32 protein-coding genes, 1 tRNA gene and 1 other RNA gene are annotated in these 17,222 nt (G+C 42.8%); 24 read left to right on the top strand and 10 right to left on the bottom strand.

What is annotated here, in order from left to right; translation table 11 throughout:
• The first annotated feature begins 168 nt into the window (after positions 1-168).
• Positions 169-840, top strand: coding sequence for an alpha/beta hydrolase (locus AAEY78_RS06210; protein ID WP_352338208.1), 672 nt, complete (start codon positions 169-171; stop codon positions 838-840).
• A 113-nt stretch (positions 841-953) separates the two neighbouring features.
• Positions 954-1,312: a transfer-messenger RNA gene (ssrA, locus tag AAEY78_RS06215) on the top strand.
• Positions 1,313-1,393: 81 nt separating this feature from the next.
• Here ssrA and AAEY78_RS06220 read toward each other — a convergent pair.
• The 8 genes from AAEY78_RS06220 to AAEY78_RS06255 form a co-directional block, all read right to left on the bottom strand.
• A complete protein-coding gene (locus tag AAEY78_RS06220) occupies positions 1,394-2,548 on the bottom strand; it encodes a tyrosine-type recombinase/integrase (protein ID WP_352338210.1) in 1,155 nt (384 codons plus the stop codon).
• A 199-nt stretch (positions 2,549-2,747) separates the two neighbouring features.
• The gene (locus tag AAEY78_RS06225) at positions 2,748-3,380 is read right to left on the bottom strand and encodes a hypothetical protein (protein ID WP_352338212.1); all 633 of its coding nucleotides are present in this window, start codon (positions 3,378-3,380) and stop codon (positions 2,748-2,750) included.
• A gap of 20 nt (positions 3,381-3,400) precedes the next feature.
• Positions 3,401-3,907 (bottom strand): hypothetical protein, encoded by a 507-nt coding sequence (locus tag AAEY78_RS06230; RefSeq protein WP_352338214.1) that lies wholly within the window; start codon positions 3,905-3,907, stop codon positions 3,401-3,403.
• 9 nt (positions 3,908-3,916) lie between these two features.
• A complete protein-coding gene (locus AAEY78_RS06235) occupies positions 3,917-4,333 on the bottom strand; it encodes a hypothetical protein (protein WP_352338215.1) in 417 nt (138 codons plus the stop codon).
• Entirely contained in the window at positions 4,330-4,530 is a 201-nt protein-coding gene (locus AAEY78_RS06240) for a TraR/DksA C4-type zinc finger protein (RefSeq protein WP_352338217.1), read from the bottom strand. The genes AAEY78_RS06235 and AAEY78_RS06240 overlap by 4 nt, the downstream gene beginning before the upstream one ends.
• A complete protein-coding gene (locus AAEY78_RS06245; protein WP_352338218.1) occupies positions 4,531-5,100 on the bottom strand; it encodes an HNH endonuclease in 570 nt (189 codons plus the stop codon).
• A 108-nt stretch (positions 5,101-5,208) separates the two neighbouring features.
• The gene (locus AAEY78_RS06250) at positions 5,209-5,484 is read right to left on the bottom strand and encodes a hypothetical protein (RefSeq protein WP_352338219.1); all 276 of its coding nucleotides are present in this window, start codon (positions 5,482-5,484) and stop codon (positions 5,209-5,211) included.
• A complete protein-coding gene (locus AAEY78_RS06255; protein WP_352338221.1) occupies positions 5,484-5,687 on the bottom strand; it encodes a hypothetical protein in 204 nt (67 codons plus the stop codon). The genes AAEY78_RS06250 and AAEY78_RS06255 overlap by 1 nt, the downstream gene beginning before the upstream one ends.
• 174 nt (positions 5,688-5,861) lie before the next feature.
• Here AAEY78_RS06255 and AAEY78_RS06260 point away from each other — a divergent pair, with 174 nt between their 5' ends.
• Positions 5,862-6,014 carry a hypothetical protein gene (locus AAEY78_RS06260; protein ID WP_352338223.1) on the top strand — a complete coding sequence of 51 codons (153 nt, stop codon included), beginning with the start codon at positions 5,862-5,864 and terminating at the stop codon, positions 6,012-6,014.
• On the opposite strand, the gene AAEY78_RS06265 is transcribed toward AAEY78_RS06260, so the two are convergent.
• The gene (locus tag AAEY78_RS06265) at positions 5,989-6,213 is read right to left on the bottom strand and encodes a hypothetical protein (RefSeq protein WP_352338225.1); all 225 of its coding nucleotides are present in this window, start codon (positions 6,211-6,213) and stop codon (positions 5,989-5,991) included. The genes AAEY78_RS06260 and AAEY78_RS06265 overlap by 26 nt on opposite strands.
• A gap of 159 nt (positions 6,214-6,372) precedes the next feature.
• Positions 6,373-7,098 carry a helix-turn-helix domain-containing protein gene (locus tag AAEY78_RS06270; protein WP_352338227.1) on the bottom strand — a complete coding sequence of 242 codons (726 nt, stop codon included), beginning with the start codon at positions 7,096-7,098 and terminating at the stop codon, positions 6,373-6,375.
• 145 nt (positions 7,099-7,243) lie between these two features.
• Here AAEY78_RS06270 and AAEY78_RS06275 point away from each other — a divergent pair, with 145 nt between their 5' ends.
• The 21 genes from AAEY78_RS06275 to AAEY78_RS06375 all read left to right on the top strand — a co-directional run bounded on the left by AAEY78_RS06275 (position 7,244) and on the right by AAEY78_RS06375 (position 17,215).
• Complete coding sequence (locus AAEY78_RS06275; RefSeq protein WP_352338229.1) at positions 7,244-7,468, top strand: transcriptional regulator; 225 nt, start codon at positions 7,244-7,246, stop codon at positions 7,466-7,468.
• A gap of 54 nt (positions 7,469-7,522) precedes the next feature.
• Positions 7,523-7,975: a phage regulatory CII family protein gene (locus AAEY78_RS06280; protein ID WP_352338230.1), complete on the top strand. Its 453-nt coding sequence runs from the start codon at positions 7,523-7,525 to the stop codon at positions 7,973-7,975.
• Positions 7,965-8,126 carry a hypothetical protein gene (locus tag AAEY78_RS06285; RefSeq protein WP_352338232.1) on the top strand — a complete coding sequence of 54 codons (162 nt, stop codon included), beginning with the start codon at positions 7,965-7,967 and terminating at the stop codon, positions 8,124-8,126. The genes AAEY78_RS06280 and AAEY78_RS06285 overlap by 11 nt, the downstream gene beginning before the upstream one ends.
• A gap of 40 nt (positions 8,127-8,166) precedes the next feature.
• Entirely contained in the window at positions 8,167-8,889 is a 723-nt protein-coding gene (locus AAEY78_RS06290; RefSeq protein ID WP_352338234.1) for a phage antirepressor KilAC domain-containing protein, read from the top strand.
• Positions 8,889-9,917: a hypothetical protein gene (locus AAEY78_RS06295; protein WP_352338235.1), complete on the top strand. Its 1,029-nt coding sequence runs from the start codon at positions 8,889-8,891 to the stop codon at positions 9,915-9,917. Before AAEY78_RS06290 ends, AAEY78_RS06295 begins: the two co-directional genes overlap by 1 nt.
• Positions 9,914-10,051, top strand: coding sequence for a hypothetical protein (locus AAEY78_RS06300; protein WP_352338237.1), 138 nt, complete (start codon positions 9,914-9,916; stop codon positions 10,049-10,051). Before AAEY78_RS06295 ends, AAEY78_RS06300 begins: the two co-directional genes overlap by 4 nt.
• 40 nt (positions 10,052-10,091) lie before the next feature.
• On the top strand, positions 10,092-10,328 hold the full coding sequence (locus AAEY78_RS06305) for a hypothetical protein (RefSeq protein ID WP_352338239.1): 237 nt from the start codon (positions 10,092-10,094) through the stop codon (positions 10,326-10,328).
• A complete protein-coding gene (locus AAEY78_RS06310; protein WP_352338240.1) occupies positions 10,325-10,480 on the top strand; it encodes a hypothetical protein in 156 nt (51 codons plus the stop codon). The genes AAEY78_RS06305 and AAEY78_RS06310 overlap by 4 nt, the downstream gene beginning before the upstream one ends.
• Positions 10,477-10,647, top strand: a complete 171-nt coding sequence (locus AAEY78_RS06315; RefSeq protein WP_352338242.1) for a hypothetical protein — start codon at positions 10,477-10,479, stop codon at positions 10,645-10,647. Before AAEY78_RS06310 ends, AAEY78_RS06315 begins: the two co-directional genes overlap by 4 nt.
• Positions 10,637-11,026 carry a PDDEXK family nuclease gene (locus AAEY78_RS06320; RefSeq protein WP_352338244.1) on the top strand — a complete coding sequence of 130 codons (390 nt, stop codon included), beginning with the start codon at positions 10,637-10,639 and terminating at the stop codon, positions 11,024-11,026. Before AAEY78_RS06315 ends, AAEY78_RS06320 begins: the two co-directional genes overlap by 11 nt.
• Positions 11,023-11,268 (top strand): hypothetical protein, encoded by a 246-nt coding sequence (locus AAEY78_RS06325; protein ID WP_352338245.1) that lies wholly within the window; start codon positions 11,023-11,025, stop codon positions 11,266-11,268. Before AAEY78_RS06320 ends, AAEY78_RS06325 begins: the two co-directional genes overlap by 4 nt.
• A 2-nt stretch (positions 11,269-11,270) precedes the next feature.
• Positions 11,271-11,477: a hypothetical protein gene (locus AAEY78_RS06330; RefSeq protein WP_352338247.1), complete on the top strand. Its 207-nt coding sequence runs from the start codon at positions 11,271-11,273 to the stop codon at positions 11,475-11,477.
• Positions 11,478-11,534: 57 nt separating this feature from the next.
• Complete coding sequence (locus tag AAEY78_RS06335; RefSeq protein WP_352338248.1) at positions 11,535-11,828, top strand: hypothetical protein; 294 nt, start codon at positions 11,535-11,537, stop codon at positions 11,826-11,828.
• A gap of 40 nt (positions 11,829-11,868) precedes the next feature.
• Entirely contained in the window at positions 11,869-12,375 is a 507-nt protein-coding gene (locus tag AAEY78_RS06340) for a DUF6378 domain-containing protein (RefSeq protein ID WP_352338250.1), read from the top strand.
• Entirely contained in the window at positions 12,372-13,169 is a 798-nt protein-coding gene (locus tag AAEY78_RS06345) for a hypothetical protein (protein WP_352338252.1), read from the top strand. The genes AAEY78_RS06340 and AAEY78_RS06345 overlap by 4 nt, the downstream gene beginning before the upstream one ends.
• 130 nt (positions 13,170-13,299) lie before the next feature.
• The gene (locus tag AAEY78_RS06350; RefSeq protein ID WP_352338253.1) at positions 13,300-14,139 is read left to right on the top strand and encodes a hypothetical protein; all 840 of its coding nucleotides are present in this window, start codon (positions 13,300-13,302) and stop codon (positions 14,137-14,139) included.
• Positions 14,136-15,716, top strand: coding sequence for a DEAD/DEAH box helicase (locus AAEY78_RS06355; protein WP_352338255.1), 1,581 nt, complete (start codon positions 14,136-14,138; stop codon positions 15,714-15,716). The genes AAEY78_RS06350 and AAEY78_RS06355 overlap by 4 nt, the downstream gene beginning before the upstream one ends.
• Entirely contained in the window at positions 15,713-16,324 is a 612-nt protein-coding gene (locus tag AAEY78_RS06360; RefSeq protein ID WP_352338256.1) for an RsmD family RNA methyltransferase, read from the top strand. Before AAEY78_RS06355 ends, AAEY78_RS06360 begins: the two co-directional genes overlap by 4 nt.
• Positions 16,314-16,577 (top strand): helix-turn-helix domain-containing protein, encoded by a 264-nt coding sequence (locus AAEY78_RS06365; RefSeq protein ID WP_352338258.1) that lies wholly within the window; start codon positions 16,314-16,316, stop codon positions 16,575-16,577. The genes AAEY78_RS06360 and AAEY78_RS06365 overlap by 11 nt, the downstream gene beginning before the upstream one ends.
• A 72-nt stretch (positions 16,578-16,649) precedes the next feature.
• On the top strand, positions 16,650-17,003 hold the full coding sequence (locus tag AAEY78_RS06370; RefSeq protein WP_352338260.1) for a hypothetical protein: 354 nt from the start codon (positions 16,650-16,652) through the stop codon (positions 17,001-17,003).
• A 133-nt stretch (positions 17,004-17,136) separates the two neighbouring features.
• Positions 17,137-17,215 (top strand) — tRNA-Tyr (locus AAEY78_RS06375).
• The last annotated feature ends 7 nt before the right edge of the window (positions 17,216-17,222 follow it).

Genomic DNA, 17,222 nt, shown 5'->3' on the forward strand with positions numbered 1-17,222 from the left:
CCTTATAAATAGGTATAAATCATCGTTATCAATTTTAATACTGCTAAATTAGTACCTAAACTATCGGGTTATGTTTAAGGAATGATGACAATCAAAGCAATTTTATAATTAAAGTAATTTTAGAAGATGAATCCTGTTTAAATTTTTGAATATCATTAAGGATAACCAATGAGTAAATATCTAGATGCTGTTATTGTCGAGCACAGTCCTACTAACAAAGCGATTAATCGAGCGGTCATTTGGTTGCACGGTTTGGGTGCTAGTGGACATGATTTTGAGCCAGTCGTATCTCAACTAGGTCTGGCTAATGACATGGCAGTTCGCTTTATTTTCCCTCATGCACCTGAGCGCGCAGTCACCATCAACGGTGGTATGGTCATGCCAGCATGGTACGATATCTTGGAGATGAGCATTGAGCGCAAGGTTGATGTTAGTCAAATTGAAACATCATCGCAGCAAATTGCTGACTTAATTAGCCGTGAAATCGAACGTGGCATCCAGCCTGAACATATTGTAATTGCTGGATTTTCGCAGGGCGGAGCAGTAGCGTATCATTTGGCGCTTAGCTATCCACAGCGTTTGGCGGGGCTGATGGCACTGTCTACTTATTTCGCTACCAATGAGACTATAAGTTATAGCGCGGCAAATAAAGACATGCCCATATTGATTGAGCACGGTACGCATGATCCTGTGGTTCCGGTTGTACTGGGCGAACAAGCCGAGCAGCTATTATCGACCAAAGGCTATTCTGTTGAATACCATACTTATCCAATGGCGCATCAAGTTTGTATGCCGCAAATTCAAGGTATTGGTAAGTGGTTAAATCAGGTATTAGCGTAAAACGGTGAGTTAGATACATCATGATGATATAAGTAATGTGTAACGTGATGTAATAGGCATGGCTTATATATTGTCATACCCTTCATGTTTACTATATAATAGCGACTTCAATTGGGGATGTTCTGGCTTCGACGCTGGTGATGAAACTCAATGATGCATGTCGAGAGTATATGTCCTCTCGTTAATCAAACATATATTGTTATAGTCGCAAACGACGAAAATTACGCTCTAGCAGCTTAAACCCTGCTTACTTGGTTGCTGATCATCTACAGTTGGTCAACTAAGTTGAAGCGTCCGCATGTAGAAGCGCCACAAGTGATTGTCTCAATTGCTTGGGTTTAAAAGTAGAGAATCGTCCAATCCATCCTGACTGTCGGATCGGTGCGGACTAAAACCAAAGACAGAAACTAAACATGTAGAGTCATGAGCGTAATGCTGGCGGACGCGGGTTCAACTCCCGCCATCTCCACCATATTTTATGAGAAAAGTCAGTAACTTAGGTTACTGGCTTTTTTTATGACATGATTTTGACATGATTGGCTGGCAAGACCAGTTAATCAGTCGTTAGTTTTGACATCTCAAGCTTGTTTTGGTCGCCATGAATCCAGCGTCCATATCGTTTTATTAGCATTTGCAAACTATGGCCAAGTTGATTTGATACGAATACTGGATTCACATCAGCCATTAATAACATGGTCGCATAGGTATGCCTAGCATTATATGCTGGTCGATGCCTTACTCTAGTTTGTTTCATTGCATCAGTTAAGCGCAGGCGTGACGGCTTCTCATTGTAGAAAGGTGCATTGGTTTCTGGGCATATCATTACGTATTCTGTACTGAGACCTAAATCATTCAGCGCTTCAAATGCGCGCTTGGACCTATCGTTTAAATACACTTCTCTTGCCGTATGGGTTTTGGTAACTTGCTTCTCAATACCACGTACACGGCTTTTATTAATAATGACTGAGCCATTAAACCAGTCAATATCATTCCATCTTAGAGCAGTCAGCTCACTAGGACGACATCCAGTCCAAAACGCCACTTCAAAATACCAATAATAAAACCTGTCTTTACCTTCCAAATTTTTATCAAGCCAATTAAGTAGCGCGTTCATTTCGTCGCGGGTAAAAGGGTCGGGCAGTCCTGTTTGTACTTTTTTATTCTTAATCATTGCCATGGGGTTATCCGCTGGCGTGACCAGTCGCAGCTCAATCGCTTTTTCAAACACACCGCGCAATGGCACAAGGCAATTATTCAATGTCTTGTCAGATTTAAACTCACTATCTGCAATGATATCTCTGATCATGTCTGATGTGATTAGATGCACCGGTACCAGCGCCAAGTTTGGCATCCAATGTTTGTTTAATGCGCTGACGTAATCCTTTTTGGAGTCTAAGTTGGCGTCGCAGTGCTTTAGGTACTTTTGTGCGACTTCTTGGAATAACACGCCATCACTGACGATGACACTATCATCAACAACAAAATCGCCCTTTGCGTGGGCGATGTCGTTATCAGTCAGTATTCCCCATTCAGCTTTGGTAATTAAATCACGTCTAATTTTAGCGGCTGCATTGATGCCTTCCGCAGTGACCGGGTGCGGCAATGTGATGTGATGGGATTTACCGTTTCTGCTGAAGTAGATTTGAATGCGCCCCGATCTAAGCCGGACGCCTTCCGGTAACGTTGGTCTGCTTGCTGAGTCATCCACTTGTTATATCCTCTGATTGAGTAATATAGGTTACCACTCTCCTTCATCCAAACAACGTTTTCTGGCCATGCCTTCTTACGGTCGGTGAGCTTTTGCACTGCAATGCCAGTCAACTCTGCAAATCTCTCCGCGTCTACCCAGTCAAGCGGTGTTAAGCCTAACTGGTGGAGCGCTTCAATGGTTTCATTCGGCTTGGTTGTCATGCTCCGACCTCGCTTGCTGTCAATTCATCACCATAGCTATTAACAAGTGCAGCGTATGGGAAAAACTCGTTATAACTGGTTTCAAATCCCGTATCATCAGTATAACCAATAACCATTGCTACTACTAAGTCACTCAAGCACTCGTCGTTATCTTCACCAACAAAACAAATTCTAGGGCAGCAACCGCGCTTAAAATAGTCTCGAGCTAAATCACTGCCTGTTAGCTCCTTGCTCTCACGCTCAATTAGTGACTCAAACCAGTTTCCAGTGCGGTTGGTTTTACCCACAAAACAATTACCACCTATTGCAGACCACTTTTGACCGCATACGCCCAACGTGGGTTGAGCTGTGGATATAAATACATCACCATTGAGGTCGGAAAAAGCCCATTGGAATCTTTCGCTATACCCATCAAAAATACTTTGGTCTAGGGTTATGGTTTTTTGTATTGGGTCAATCAACCCAGTATTCTCAGCAAGTATCTTTAATTGCGACTGCTGAACCTGTAACTGCTTTTTAATCTCGATAATATCTTGCTTATTCATCGTAACAAACTTCATTAATTCGATGCCGATTTCCGCCTGACTTTTCATAAACTTAATCAGGTCTTTTGGAGATGGTTTTTTCATAATCCGGTATCCTTTTGCGTTCATTTACTTCTTAAACTGCGCTTATAGTCACTAGCAATACAGATTGACTTGCCGTACTTGGGCATCACACCTTCAGTCGCTGCGACCCAATACCCAGCATTATCTAATTTTGGACGCTGCGCAAAGTAGGCGACCGTGCCGCCTTTATCAATACCGCGCCAAGTCATATCGGGATACTCCCAATGCACCTCTTTGATTGATACCGGTATTCTTGCACCGCCTTTTGATTGTGGTGGCTCTAAGAATATATCAGGCTGAGCACTGGCAAAACGTGCTGCAAAGTAATGCATTAAGTCTTCAGGATCAGCATTCAGGTTCACTGGCTCAGACAATTGATGCTGAACGCCATTGAGTGTAAGTACGTTATCTTTAACATTGAAGCGCTGTGATAGTTCGTGCTGCACATCACCTGACTTGGTTACATCATCAAATACAGCGAGCATGCGTACAGATTCAATGCCTTTTTGTGCCTTGCGTACGACTGAGCTGTGATTAAGTCTTAACATGCGATTCCCCTACGCTCTAATACAAACATAAACCTGCGACATATCGATATCTTTGAAGTCTTCCTGCGCTTCATTGAATGCTTGCTGGGCGCAGGGGATGATGTCTGGCTCTTTTATCTTATGCTTGATATAACTGGTAGCGACTGCTTCGCCCATAACGCCATGTCTGAATAAGTGCGCCGTTACTCTATAGCGCCGGGCATTTCTAAATATTCGATGCCGCATGATTGCCCAATCTTCATGGTACGTTGACCGGTCGCTGATTTCTTCAGGCGTAAGGCTGGTATCAAGTGGTACCATCAAATAACCTTTGAATACCAACGGATAAATACCATGTTCTTTTTGGAAGAAGGCAAGACGCTGATTACGCTGGCGTGCTGCAATCTTTTTGCGCTTATCACGATTGTTTTTACTGTTGATGCTCATCTGTTTTTCACCTCATAATGATGCTGACAATCAACACATCGCTTCACACCGCCAATTATCTGACGCGCATAAGGAATATCCTCACCACATTCGATACATTCAGCAAGCGACTTAACGTCAAATCTTGGTAATACCTTCAATCGAGCAGCCATCTCAGCATCAATGCGCTCATCTGCCAAATCAACAATATCAGCCATTTATACGCACTCCTTATTAAGTCTTTCACGATCATTAACCATTGCGTTCAGCGATTCAGACAGCATGATTACTTTATTGAGTTCGGGGTTGGCAGTGTTTGCCCTGTTTCTATGATTGATGACGATGCCAATCGAATCACGCACACAGACCAGATTGTCACGAGATAGGTTATCGCAGTCACCATCAGCAAATACAATCATGAATCCTTCTGGTATCTTTTTGCCGTGATACGATTCCCACTGGACGCGGTGCATCACCTCCCATTTATCAGGATTAGCAGTCTTGATGCATAAGAACTTACCTTGACGGCTGACCGTACCAATGGGCTTGCGGTTACGGGTGATTTCATCAGCCTTTAAACCACGACGGCGACAATAGCTAGTGAGCTGTGAGATACTAAAAGATGTGCCAAACCGATTATTAAAGCAGGTAGTCAGTTGGCGTCTGCTCATGCCAGCTTGATTATCAACAATCCATTGGCGCTGCTCATCTGTAGCAATCATTAGCTTGATAATTCTATTCAAGCCCTTGCGTTTGGCATAACTGCGCACACGTTCTTCACTAAGCATCAAACCAAACTCTTTATTGAGCCTTGCTGTGAGTTCAGCACGACTGATATGCGCCTGATGCTTAGTAATAAAGTTATGTTGGGCAGACGTGATACGCCAGTAAGGGTTTTAGTGACCACGGCGCACCTCATCACTGATACTTAGTGAGCGACTACCACCAATACTGATCATGTCGTCATCAACACGAACTTCTTGACCAGTGTGATAGGCGAACCTGCCAGCGTCCAAGCTTAGGCGGTAGATATCAACGACTTGCTTGCTGACCGCGGTAAGCTGGCGTGTCTGCTCATTGATTGCTTTTAATTCCGCTTCTGACGGACTGTCTGCCATGATGTTATTCATTTGCAGCTCTAGGTTGCTTAGCATTTTTTGCAAGGTGCTCATTAGTAAACCCCATCATCAAAGTATTTCTTATTGCCAGAGATAAACGCCTTATGTTCCTGAATCAGCGCGTCATGTGCTGCTTGTTCGCGGTCAAACGCTTCCTTTATCATGCCAGAGCCAGCGCTTGCACTATTTAGGATTAGTACCGCTAACGCTACGATTCCAACAGCTGCCAACATACGTTTTGCAAGTTTAGCGAACATAGATTATTACTCCTTAGTTTCGACTTGATGTGTAAATTATAGTTTTAACTATAGATGACTGTCAATAGTTTTAACAATAAAAATAGTCTTAACTTTAAAATATTGTTATAATTATTATTAATCAAACACAAAAAAACCGCCATTTAGGCGGTTTGATTTAACAAAGGAGTTTATATGAGCCATGAAGCTGAGCGTGAAGCCGAAATAAGACTAGAGGTTGTGAAGCTATTAAAACCTAATCCAGCAAACACTAAAGAACAGCGAGATAGTTTTATTGAAACTGCTCATAAATTAGCAGAGTTTATTTTGAAAGGTCAGAAAGACTAGGCGCGCCTCTGTCTTTAACTGCATCTAAGCACTGAGAATAAAGCTCCAAGTAATAATGTCTTTTATTTTCAGCCAGCTTAGGATGCGTTTCACTATAATTTTCAGCTGTGCTTATTCTAGCCATTAAATCAAAAGCAACACGCTCGGCGCTGTTGTCTTTGATTTCAATAGGTCCTTTAACTTTTAAATCGTTACTCACTTCCATTCTCCTTGCAAGCCAGTCTCAAGCGTGCTGGCTAGTACGCATTAAAACTAATCCCAATCCAATGGTTCACGATATACACACCAACCTAGCGGCAATACGTCGACTGGCTTAGCATGTTTTAAAAAATGGCATATCCATATGTATGCCCAGTCATTAGTATTCGACATATTTACCCACCACTTTGCCTACCAAGTTACAGTCGCCCATCGGCATCATTTTTTGCTCATGCCAGTTTGGGTTAAGAGGTCTGAGGTACATATCATCTGATGTCTCACCTAATACCAGCTGCTTAAACGTAGCTTCGGTATCATGGTTACATTGAACTATCACAAGATCGTTATTTTTCAATGCGAATAATCCTGTTTCTGGCTCTACATAGATAATATCGTCAGGGTCAAATTTAGGAAGCATGCTTTCGCCTCGAACAATCAAGGCAAAGCCATTCTTCGATAAATTGCGTGGTCTTGATACTTCGCCAAGAGCATCGCCAAAAGAAACAGAATCCACATTTGACCAGCTACCCGCAGCTACCCAACTAAGAATAGGGACTTTATCTGAACTCTCAACCATAGTTGCATTTACGGTGCCTTTGGGAGCATTACTAGCATCCCTTGCACCGCCGTCCTCAATATCTCTTATTCTCTGCATTAATTCATCACGGCTTGGCTTAGGCGTATTATCGCCTTCTCCGTACATCAACCAATCTGCATTTGTCTTTAGCACCTTCGCGATATCGTTGATAAAGCGTGAGCGTTTCGACTTGCCTGCTTCAAGCTGATAATAACTAGGCTGCTTCATACCTACAGCGTCGGCTACCTGTTGTTGCGACAGGTTCAGTTGCTCTCGAGCAAACTTCAATCTATCCGGTAGCGTATTCATACGTCCCTCTGTATTAAAAATAATAGTGATTAGCGTTTATATGGACTTTATAGCTGAAACTATACTATTGCAAACAGTTAAAACTATTGATTATTTATAGTTAAAACAATATAATCTTATAAAATCAATAGTTAGGACAATATAAATGACAGCTTCCCAAAAATCATACAAGCGGTTAGTAGCCCATTTTGGTGGGCAGCAAAAAACAGCCGCCGCCCTTGGTTGTACTCAGCCTTCTGTTTGGGCTTGGTTGCAAGGGAATGCTCATATGTCTGCGGTATTGGCTTTAAAGGCAGAGAAATTGACCAATGGCGAAATATCTTCTTCTGAGCTTTGTCCAGCATTAGCATCTCTTGAAGACGTTGAATAGATATTACAACCAACCCTTAACCAATAAAACGTTTTTATAAATAGGTAGAACACGATGAACGTAACAGACGCAGCACACAAGACGGTACACAACATTAAGCATGGCGGTTCAATCGCTTTGGCTGCACGTATGGGCATGTCGAGCACCGTACTTAATAATAAGGTTAATCCAAACACCGATAGTCATCATCTGCGTTTAGATGAAGCGGTCACTATCATGGAATACACCGGTAACCACAGCATCATTCAATCCATGGCTCAGCGTCTTGGTGGTGTTTATTGCGTGGTTGATAGTGAGCCAACGCAGGCAAGCATAATGATGACCGCATTGTCTACTTCAGCACGCCAAGGTGACGTGATGGCAGAGATACATAAGGCATTAGAAGATGGCCGTATTGATTGCAATGAGCGTGAAGCTATGCAAACCAAGATACAAGACGCGATGCAGATGCTGCGCACATTGAGCGTTCAAATCGCTAATCATTGTGGGGATGGTAATGAGCTGTAATAACACCCAATGCAAACTTTGCAATCTACGCAAAGCCACTCAAGTGATCGGCGATAAGAACAGTATTGACCGTGAATTTGACCGCATCGAAAAGCGACAAAAAGCGAGCGCCCAAACAAAAACCCCATCAGCGGGAACTGATGGGGTTTAGGCGTTTCTTTGATAAACAAACTTCACAAAAGGATTATGACATGCACTTACCTATTATACAAGACCATAAAGATTTGCAGCAGGCTGTATCAGCGCGTGAACTTTACAACTTTTTAGCACCAAGCGAGCGCTTCTCAAGTTGGTTTGAGCGTCAGCTTCAATACGGATTTATTGATGGTCAGGATTATTTAGGGTGTGAAGTCTTTAACGCCCTAGCAAGACAGATGCTAGCCGACTTCCTTGTGTCAGTAGATATGGCAAAAGAGATATCTATGATTCAGCGTTCAGATAAAGGCAGGCAAGCACGCCAATACTTTATTAGTTGTGAGCGCCAAGCTCAGTCCAACACGCCAGCATTCCAAATTCCAACCACATTATCTGAAGCATTACGCCTAGCAGCTGATCAGGCAGATGTGATTGAGCACCAACAGACACGCCTAGCAATAGCAGAACCTAAAGCGGCTGCATTGGATGTTATCGATAGTGCCGTTGGTGACATCAACGTGCGTGACACTGCCAAAACTTTAGGTATTCCGCAAACCAAGTTTATCAACTGGTGCTTGGCACATAACTGGCTATACCGTGATAACGCTAAGAAGTTACAGATGCACAGTCAACGCATGAAGCAAGGCTTTATGAAACAGCGTCCAGCAACCTTTCTAGGTAGCAATGGTGAGATACGCGTCAACATGCAGCCATTATTCACCCCTAAAGGCTTAACCCATCTAGCGGGCATATTCGCTATTGTTCATGAGGTGGCGTAATGAGCATCCTACTAATCAATGAACCACCTTTACAGGTACTGCCAAGCCTTGCCTGCGCAATTGGGCTTAATGAAGCTATTTTGCTGCAGCAAGTACATTACTGGTTGCGTCATGCAAAAGTTAAACATAATGACAAGATGTGGATTTATAAAACAGTAGATAAATGGAAAGAGCAGGACTTTCCGTTTTGGTCGACTGACACTATCAAACGTGCAATCAGAAGCTTAAGAAAGCAGGAAGTTTTATTGGTAAGCAAGCTGGCTAGTAACTCATTCAATCGCGTCAATCACTACTCTATTGATTATGTGAAATTAGATGAAATAAGCCGTAATCAGCCTGTAGCCCAAGTAAATACCGATAAGGGCAATATGCACCAATCGACAGTAGCAGAATGCACCGAGCATAAGGGCAATATGCACCAATCAGATAAGGGCGATATGCACCAATGTTTAAGAGAATACAAAGAGACTAAAAAAGAGAGTAATAGTAATAATAAAAACCCTTCTATGGTTGATTCAATTCAAAGCTGGAAGCAACCAAACCTTAGTGAAATAAACAACATGCTAAAACAGGGATTATCAGCAGTACCAGATATCACTCAGTCTCAGTATGAATACCAAGTAACTAAGTTTAAGAACTTCCATACAGAACAAGAATTAAAAGGCTCAGTAATCCAAACAGAAGCAAGACGTAAAGACTTATTAGCAGAATGGATTGAACGTGATTATCAACATCAGAAGAAAAACAAGGCTAAAACTAAACCTACAGCCAACAGTAAAACAGATTGGAGCAGCGTAGGAGTTAAACCTAGTGATTCAGATAACGATTTTCCAGATGTATTCCATCCTAGTCATAGCAGTCCAGTTATCACCAACCAACCGTTATTTCTTAATGGCTTAAAGCGTGAGCCGTTCTCTGGCATGACCACTGATGAGAGTTACGCGCTTGTTGATAAGAACACTCAGATTGGCGAACCACGTGTTGCCGCCTATGACAGATTACTTAACCAAATGCAGGAGTCAGTATGAGCATCAAAACCATCAGCAATGCCATTACAGAAAACCGCGCCAATGGAAAAGTGGTGCAGCAAACTGAATACACCAGCAGCACCCAAGTTGTCGTGACTTATACCGATGGCACGATGGCAGTAAAGAGCCAATGACCCGCGATATATTTAATCGTATGCACAAGGTTGTTGAGAGATGAGCACGCATGAGCAGAACTTTAAAACACGCATTGCAGTCTGTCGTCACCTTGCACACCGTTATCCAGCTTGGGTGGGTCGTATGGAATTAGAGCAGCACTTGGTTGGCTGCTCACGTACTCACCAGCGACTGCTTAGCGGATTGGTTGAGATTGGTTACTTAGAGCGCAGGAATGACAACCCGGTTGGCTGGCGTGTCGTTAAAGATAAGGTGATGGGGTTTAGGTTGTTATGAATAAAATATTATTTAGCGCGGGCATGATTGCTGTATTGGTCAACGTTGTATTTGGAGAGACGCAAGGCAATGGGTTGGCAATGTTTGGCGTTGGCTTGATGTTCGCTATTGGCTTTAACTGGTTGTATGGATACATGGGATTGCAGCAATGAAAGTGATATTGATTGTTTTGGCGGTACTTGGATTTATGGCCAATGTTTATTTTGCATTCTTTCATGGCTCAGCTTGGGCAGGAATGGGCGCTGGCTTGATGGTTGCTGCAGTATTTGTTGAGCCGGCAATAAAAATAACGAGATACGAGCAGGGTTATGACAACTAGAAAAATACACGTAGGCACGTCTGAAGACTCAATTCAAAAAGCAATACTGATATGGGCAGGTTACATCAAGCATAACGGCCGCTCATTAGCTGATTACTTGGTGCATACGCCCAATGGCGGCGGTCGCAGTCTTGGTGAGGGTTATAACTTTAAAAAGATGGGCGTTAAGAAAGGCTATCCGGATTTGATTCTTGATATTGCCAAAGGTGGTTATCACGGTTTGCGCATTGAGCTCAAGAAGGTGAAGGGCAGCAGAACCACACCAGAACAGCTTGAGCGCTTAGATATGCTGAACGCTGAAGGGTATTACGCCATTATTGCTAAAGGATTTGACCATGCCATACAGATTATCACTGACTATATGGCGGGCACGTTATGAGTAGTAGTACAGGAAATTACGCAACGACATGCGGTAACTGTTATGAGTCCATATCATTTACCGTTACTGATTTGGAGTTAAGGCAGCGACCTGATAATAGTGATTATCCTGACGGCTTCCTTATGATCCGTTGCCCTAAGTGTGAATGCCTAAATGCACCAACCGGCTTACTTGGATATGAAGCAATCAAACAAGAATGGGCAGACATGCCAGCAACTCAAACCAATAATGAGCAGGGATAGTTATGGACTTACGATATTGGCCAGAATGCTTCCATGCATTATTAGCAATCATTTATAACATCGTATTGGTGTTCTCAGTATCAAAGGTAGTGTTGGCAATCTATGAGTTATCAGGTTCGCTTTGGTCATTGCTTGGATTCTTAGCATTGTTGGCTGTGGCTCGCATTAGCTTTACACTTCGTGTTAGTTTGTCGCCACCAAATTGCTGAGTTGGCTGTGGCTCGCATTGGCTTTACACGCGATTAGATAATCAAGGGCATAAGGATATGGCAAGGCAAAGTATGTTTGAGAGATTGGCAACTTGTACGATAGGTGTGAACGGCTCAGCGCAAAGCGTGGTGTCACAGTCTGGCTGCTCACATGATGAGAAGTTATCACCTAAAGATGAGTATCAAAATTTGGTACGTTCCCGCCACCGCATTGAGCTGGTGTTAAGAGGTCATTCAAAAAGCTGGGTACATCGTGCTGAGTTTGTGCGGATCTTAAACGATATCAACGAGCAGCAAGCGGCGTTACGCAAACAGCATCCAAGACTTGGGCGTAATAAAAAACGTAGATAGTGATTGTTTCTTTTCATTGAATTGTATTTTGGAGGTTGGCGTGGGTATTGAGATTGGTAGTGTTTGGGTTAATAAGCGCAATGAATTGCACACCGTGACAGTAACGAGTTTCGAAAATGGCGTGGTTAAGGGTTTTGAGAATGTCGATGGTTGTTCTAATGTTCCTTACACAGCATCTAAAAGCGACCTCCTTTATTTCTTTGATGAGCGCTTGAGTGATAACGTTACACAAACACATGAGCCTTATGAGGAAGCAGCGTGTCAACCAAAAGCCGTACAGATACTTAATGAAGCTGTACAAATAATGTCAGAGCGTGGCAAGTCCTACGATAAGACAGGCAACAATGCTGAACGCTCCATGCCAAAGATAGTGGCAATGTTTAACGCATTGACTGGTCATGAGCTTACGCCTACGCAAGGTTGGAAGTTTATGGCGTGTGTAAAGCTGGCACGTTCGGAACAAGGTGAGCACCGTGAAGATAATTACTTAGATGGCGCTGCTTACTTTGCGCTGGCAGGTGAAGAAGCTGGGGAGAGTGATAAGTGAGTAAGGATATTGAGCCTGACAGCGAATGGTTGGATGCAAAAGGCAAGGTGGTTAAGGTGGTGTCTATCGACCATGACAGCGGCACACTGATTTTTAACCGACCAGAAGCACCAAAGGTTGAGAGGACTGTCAGTATTGAAAAGTTTATCAGTCAAGTTATGCCGGTTGGCCATAAGTCTGAGTCAGCAAACAAGATGCCTAACAAGTTAGTTACTCATGTATGGGTTGATGATTCGCATAACGGTTTTGGTAAGTCGCTAACTCTACAGCTTGCGCATCAAGACTGGCTTGAACGTGGTATGCATGCTAAGACCGTCAAGTTTGATATCGGACAAGGTGGGCTGGCGCCAGATGTGAATTGGGAAGATAAGTGTGCAGCAATAGCAGGGATTGACCACGCGCCAGCCAAGGCGCTGGCAAGTATATTACTATGGGGTAGTGATGATAATTGGGATTGGTCACGCTGCTTTGATGAGGTGGTTCAGTATTTGGTTGATATAATGATAAGACGATGCTCGTGGGATCAGCGTTCTGAACCGAAAGCCTGTTCACATAGCTTGGCTGAACTAGCACGACTGATGGCGCGCATGGTATTACACTTTGAGTTATACGCTTTGTGGGATGTGTACACGGTCAAAGGTCGCCTGCGATATAGTGGCATCGAGATTAACGCCAGCACTTATACCAATGCATGGCTGACTTACCAGCGCCAGATGATACATGACGTGCATGATTTGATTGGTAAGATTGATCATTCGGTTAGTGGTTATCGTCATCAACTGTCTGCAGTATAATGATTTTAGAGCCTCGCAATAGCGGGGTTTTATTTTGCTTTTATTTTAAGAAATAGGTTGTATTAATACGCAATGCGTACTATAATAAAGCATAAGTTAAGCAATAGTGCTAAACGACTGGAGAGATAATATGTTTATTTGTGAATTATGCGGAAACACAGTAGCTCATGTTAATCATGCTGATGTATGTAAATCATGTGCAAGCATGACATTTAAAGCAGTTAAGCAAGAAGTAAAAAAAGCAGTTGAAGATAAAAACAACCAAGACTTTATGCTTGCTTACTTCGGTATCTCTCTAGCTCAGTTTGAAGCGGTTACTCACGACAACTTATCTGACATCGTTGATAGCAAATTTGTTAATTTTTATAAAGATGACGCTAAGCGTGTTTTATGGCATGACTACCGCGAAAACGCTTTCACTAAAAAAGGTGATCTACGTAAAGTAGCTGAAAAACAAATCAATGATTTTATCGCTAACATTGAAACTGCGATTGAAGAAATCGAAATAGCGCAAGAGATCGCAGTTATTGAAGTTGCTCAAGAAGTCAAAGCAGAGCCAAAAAAAGTGGTTCGCAATGAGCGTGAGCAATACGCAATTAACAAAGCGGCTGAGCATCGCGCTACCGCAAAACTACTAGGCGCTAGTGCGTTAACCGGCTCGCCAAAACAAAAGGCTTGGGCTGAGAAAATACGCAAAGGGTTTATCGAGCAGACAGATAGCGAGGCCGTGCTTTATGAGGTGCTTAACAACCCAAGGGCGCAAGGTTCTGATTTTTGGATTCAGCTCAGAGATTGCGATTACATGGACATTGTAAAAGTGCTTGCGGGTGTCTTGAGTTACGATAGATTTAAGTTGCAGGCAGCAGCGGTTAGAAATGCTAAGAAAGCGATAGATAAACATGGGCGTGATGTTGGATCTATACAGTTACGACTGTCCGAAATCAAGACGAGATATGGAGTAGAGCTATGATATTACGAAGTTATCAAAGCTCGATACTCACGCAAATTATAGCGAGCAATACGAACGACTTAGTGCAGCTTGATACTGGGGCAGGTAAGACTCCGATTATTGCTAAGCTGGCAGAACACTACGAGCAAGCAATCATTGTTTGTCATCGCAATATCCTGATTAAACAAGCGAGCGAAAAGCTAGCAATGTGCGGTTTGCATCATCGCATTATCGCAAGCAATACAACCAAGCGCATTAGTGCAAATAACAATATCGCTAAAGTGGGTCAGCATTTTATTAATCCACGATCAACGATAGAACTGGTATCTATAGACACAATCAACAGCCAGCTTAAAAGCGGTAAGTTATTAATCAATAAGAACGCTAAAATTATGCTGATTGATGAAGCGCATCACTTAGCGGATGACAATAAATGGGCGGCATTGGCGGAAAAGATAGGTATTAGGTGCGTTGGCTTTACAGCAACACCAATTCGCGGCGATGGTTTCCCGATGATAGCAAAGTATGGCGGCTTCTTTGAGCGCATACTGCAAGCTGAGGGGTATCAGATTAATGCAACTGAGCGACTGATTAGCGAGGGCTATCTTGCTGAATACAGCGCCTACTTTGCACAGGCTAAGTATGACTCAGAAAAAGGAGAAAGCGGCGGTAAGCGATTATACATCGGTAATACATCGGTTGACGCTTATATCAATCACGCAAACGAATTGCAGACTATTTGTATTGAGCCACGCATTATTAACGCCGCTGATACAGCGGAAGCGTTTAAAAAGGCAGGTATCAGCGCAGAGGTTATTCACAGTCAGATACCACAATATGAGATTGAGCGCATACTGCAAGCGTTTGAAAGCAAGCAGATCAAAGTGCTGGTCGCAGTCGATATGATTAACGAGGGTTTTGATGTGCCTGATGCTGATGTGCTCATCTTATCGCGTGTTGTTGCTAGCTTTGGCTTGTATCGTCAGTTATGTGGTCGCGTACTAAGGCCGCGCAAAGGTAAACATGCGCTGATACTAGACTTAAACGGTGACTCAATAGCTAGGCATGGATTACCAAGTGATGCCGTTGATTGGACGAAGCGACAAGGCAGGGTTAAGCGCAAGAACTTAACGACTTGCGAGGCTTGCGGTTTATTCTTTAAAGCAACATTAACAGCGTGTCCAGCTTGCGGTTATGCTCATGATATAAAATTGCGGGGTGAGAATACATGCTCAACAATAGAAAAGCGTTTGTTTGATGCGTCAATGATCTTGCGAGAGCGTCAAAAGATAAAAGAAGCTGAGGTTCGCATATTACGTGAGCGAGAAACGCTAAAAGAGCAGGAAGAAATGGCGCGTACTTACTTTGAGTACAGCACGACATTTCAAAGCGGCATACTCGGCAGACGCTGCAAGCACTTCTACGACACGCTGCAATCTTATTTAAAGCAATCACTTAGCGCTGAGGACTTCAATTTGTTTTACAGACGCTATAACAGCCGCATGGGTAATGTTGATTTCTACACAAAGGCGATAACAGCGAGTTTTGACAGTAATAAATTAGCGCAATGCAAAAAACTATATGAGGTTTACAGATGATACGAATAATTAATGATGACGCAAGGAATCATGGCGCTAAGTTTGATATGATTTTTACCGACCCACCTTTTGAGATGAGCGGTAGTGAATTAAAGGCGATATTCGATTGCTATGACTTCGATCATTTATTGCTAATATGCTCAGCACATCAAATGCTTGATTTTTACAAGCATAGCAATTTAGATTTTGCGTGGCAAATGGTGCTTGATTTTAAAACACCTACAAAAAATCGTAGTTTTGCACAACCTCATATTACTCATGCGAATATTGCCTACTTTAGAAAAAAGGGCGTTAAGTCTGCGTTTGATAGACGCAAGATAGTGCGCCAAGATCACTACTCAGATGACAGCAATCATTATTATCCGTCTGTGTTTCATGCGCCTAAAATCGGTATGCAGTACAAGTATCAGAAAAATCAGGCGATGATAGATGATCTGCTGGGCGCGTTTGATGTAAAGACGGTGTGCGATATGTTCGCAGGTAGCGGAACGACTGGGCTTGCAGCTTATGAGCATGGCATGGATTGTACGCTGATAGAACAAGATAACCATGCTTTTACAATTATAGAAAAAAACTTTCAAATGCTGGGGTTATGTGATGACAAATAGCTATTTAGATTATATCGACAAGCCAACGCCCGAGAACATCAAGGCGGTGCATCGAGCGCACGGCATGATACAGCCTGTTGCTGCGGTGGTAGCAGGTATCGGGCTACAAACATATAGAGGTTGGTGTTCAAGCGCTGACAGCGTTAATTTTAGAACGCCACACGCTACGACATGGAATCTCTTTATGTATGAGCTTGAAGCAAGGCGATTAGGTTATGAAAGTGTTTTTGATTATTTTAAATCTAATAGTTGACATGATACGCAATGCGTATATAATAGGACGTAACAGAGCAGCAATGGTGCTACTCGAAACAAGGTGAATGTCATGAAAAATACTAAAGTTATTATGCGCGGAATAGTCGATGCAAACCTAGCGGAAAATTTTGAATTAGGGTCACAAAAAACAATTAGCGCGTTAGTTGATGAGTTAACTTTTGGTGGTAGTGTTTATGATAAGACGGATGACCATGCTGACGCTGTTATGACGCTGATGTTACGTGTGATTGTTCGCGAGCTATCAGGTTTTGATATTCGCGCTATGACTGATAAAGAGATTGACCGCTTGGCTTTCCGTATAGCTGTAGAGACAAGCGTGCAAAGGCAGCTTGGTGATAACGGTGTTATTGCTATTGAGGATGCTATTAAAGATTTGCGCACCAAGCAAGGTGATATAGCTTGACCCTTGCTGCCCAATAGGCTATTGTATTGTCATACTGGCTTAAGTTATAGATAAGTCCAGACAATATAAAGAGTGATAAATAAAAGGCGACGTGTTTAATTACACGACGCCTTTTTTATTGCCAACCATTTATTCGTAGGTAGCTCAGTTGGTCAGAGCCGTGGTGATACTTGCCACTAGGGTCGCAGGTTCAAGTCCTGCCCTTCGAGCCACATAATT

The organism is Psychrobacter sp. 16-MNA-CIBAN-0192 (genome assembly GCF_040309565.1).
Classification (GTDB): Bacteria; Pseudomonadota; Gammaproteobacteria; order Pseudomonadales; family Moraxellaceae; genus Psychrobacter.

Coding starts and splice junctions, on each gene's coding strand:
- AAEY78_RS06305 (WP_352338239.1), top strand. CDS start 10,092: ATGAGCACGCATGAGCAGAACTTTAAAACACGCATTGCAGTCTGTCGT.
- AAEY78_RS06280 (WP_352338230.1), top strand. CDS start 7,523: ATGAACGTAACAGACGCAGCACACAAGACGGTACACAACATTAAGCAT.
- AAEY78_RS06260 (WP_352338223.1), top strand. CDS start 5,862: ATGAGCCATGAAGCTGAGCGTGAAGCCGAAATAAGACTAGAGGTTGTG.
- AAEY78_RS06245 (WP_352338218.1), bottom strand. CDS start 5,100: ATGCTTAGTGAAGAACGTGTGCGCAGTTATGCCAAACGCAAGGGCTTG.
- AAEY78_RS06290 (WP_352338234.1), top strand. CDS start 8,167: ATGCACTTACCTATTATACAAGACCATAAAGATTTGCAGCAGGCTGTA.
- AAEY78_RS06295 (WP_352338235.1), top strand. CDS start 8,889: ATGAGCATCCTACTAATCAATGAACCACCTTTACAGGTACTGCCAAGC.
- AAEY78_RS06255 (WP_352338221.1), bottom strand. CDS start 5,687: ATGTTCGCTAAACTTGCAAAACGTATGTTGGCAGCTGTTGGAATCGTA.
- AAEY78_RS06325 (WP_352338245.1), top strand. CDS start 11,023: ATGAGTAGTAGTACAGGAAATTACGCAACGACATGCGGTAACTGTTAT.
- AAEY78_RS06355 (WP_352338255.1), top strand. CDS start 14,136: ATGATATTACGAAGTTATCAAAGCTCGATACTCACGCAAATTATAGCG.
- AAEY78_RS06270 (WP_352338227.1), bottom strand. CDS start 7,098: ATGAATACGCTACCGGATAGATTGAAGTTTGCTCGAGAGCAACTGAAC.
- AAEY78_RS06230 (WP_352338214.1), bottom strand. CDS start 3,907: ATGTTAAGACTTAATCACAGCTCAGTCGTACGCAAGGCACAAAAAGGC.
- AAEY78_RS06300 (WP_352338237.1), top strand. CDS start 9,914: ATGAGCATCAAAACCATCAGCAATGCCATTACAGAAAACCGCGCCAAT.
- AAEY78_RS06360 (WP_352338256.1), top strand. CDS start 15,713: ATGATACGAATAATTAATGATGACGCAAGGAATCATGGCGCTAAGTTT.
- AAEY78_RS06210 (WP_352338208.1), top strand. CDS start 169: ATGAGTAAATATCTAGATGCTGTTATTGTCGAGCACAGTCCTACTAAC.
- AAEY78_RS06285 (WP_352338232.1), top strand. CDS start 7,965: ATGAGCTGTAATAACACCCAATGCAAACTTTGCAATCTACGCAAAGCC.
- AAEY78_RS06240 (WP_352338217.1), bottom strand. CDS start 4,530: ATGGCTGATATTGTTGATTTGGCAGATGAGCGCATTGATGCTGAGATG.
- AAEY78_RS06365 (WP_352338258.1), top strand. CDS start 16,314: ATGACAAATAGCTATTTAGATTATATCGACAAGCCAACGCCCGAGAAC.
- AAEY78_RS06315 (WP_352338242.1), top strand. CDS start 10,477: ATGAAAGTGATATTGATTGTTTTGGCGGTACTTGGATTTATGGCCAAT.
- AAEY78_RS06320 (WP_352338244.1), top strand. CDS start 10,637: ATGACAACTAGAAAAATACACGTAGGCACGTCTGAAGACTCAATTCAA.
- AAEY78_RS06310 (WP_352338240.1), top strand. CDS start 10,325: ATGAATAAAATATTATTTAGCGCGGGCATGATTGCTGTATTGGTCAAC.
- AAEY78_RS06235 (WP_352338215.1), bottom strand. CDS start 4,333: ATGAGCATCAACAGTAAAAACAATCGTGATAAGCGCAAAAAGATTGCA.
- AAEY78_RS06250 (WP_352338219.1), bottom strand. CDS start 5,484: ATGAGCACCTTGCAAAAAATGCTAAGCAACCTAGAGCTGCAAATGAAT.
- AAEY78_RS06225 (WP_352338212.1), bottom strand. CDS start 3,380: ATGAAAAAACCATCTCCAAAAGACCTGATTAAGTTTATGAAAAGTCAG.
- AAEY78_RS06275 (WP_352338229.1), top strand. CDS start 7,244: ATGACAGCTTCCCAAAAATCATACAAGCGGTTAGTAGCCCATTTTGGT.
- AAEY78_RS06350 (WP_352338253.1), top strand. CDS start 13,300: ATGTTTATTTGTGAATTATGCGGAAACACAGTAGCTCATGTTAATCAT.
- AAEY78_RS06335 (WP_352338248.1), top strand. CDS start 11,535: ATGGCAAGGCAAAGTATGTTTGAGAGATTGGCAACTTGTACGATAGGT.
- AAEY78_RS06370 (WP_352338260.1), top strand. CDS start 16,650: ATGAAAAATACTAAAGTTATTATGCGCGGAATAGTCGATGCAAACCTA.
- AAEY78_RS06330 (WP_352338247.1), top strand. CDS start 11,271: ATGGACTTACGATATTGGCCAGAATGCTTCCATGCATTATTAGCAATC.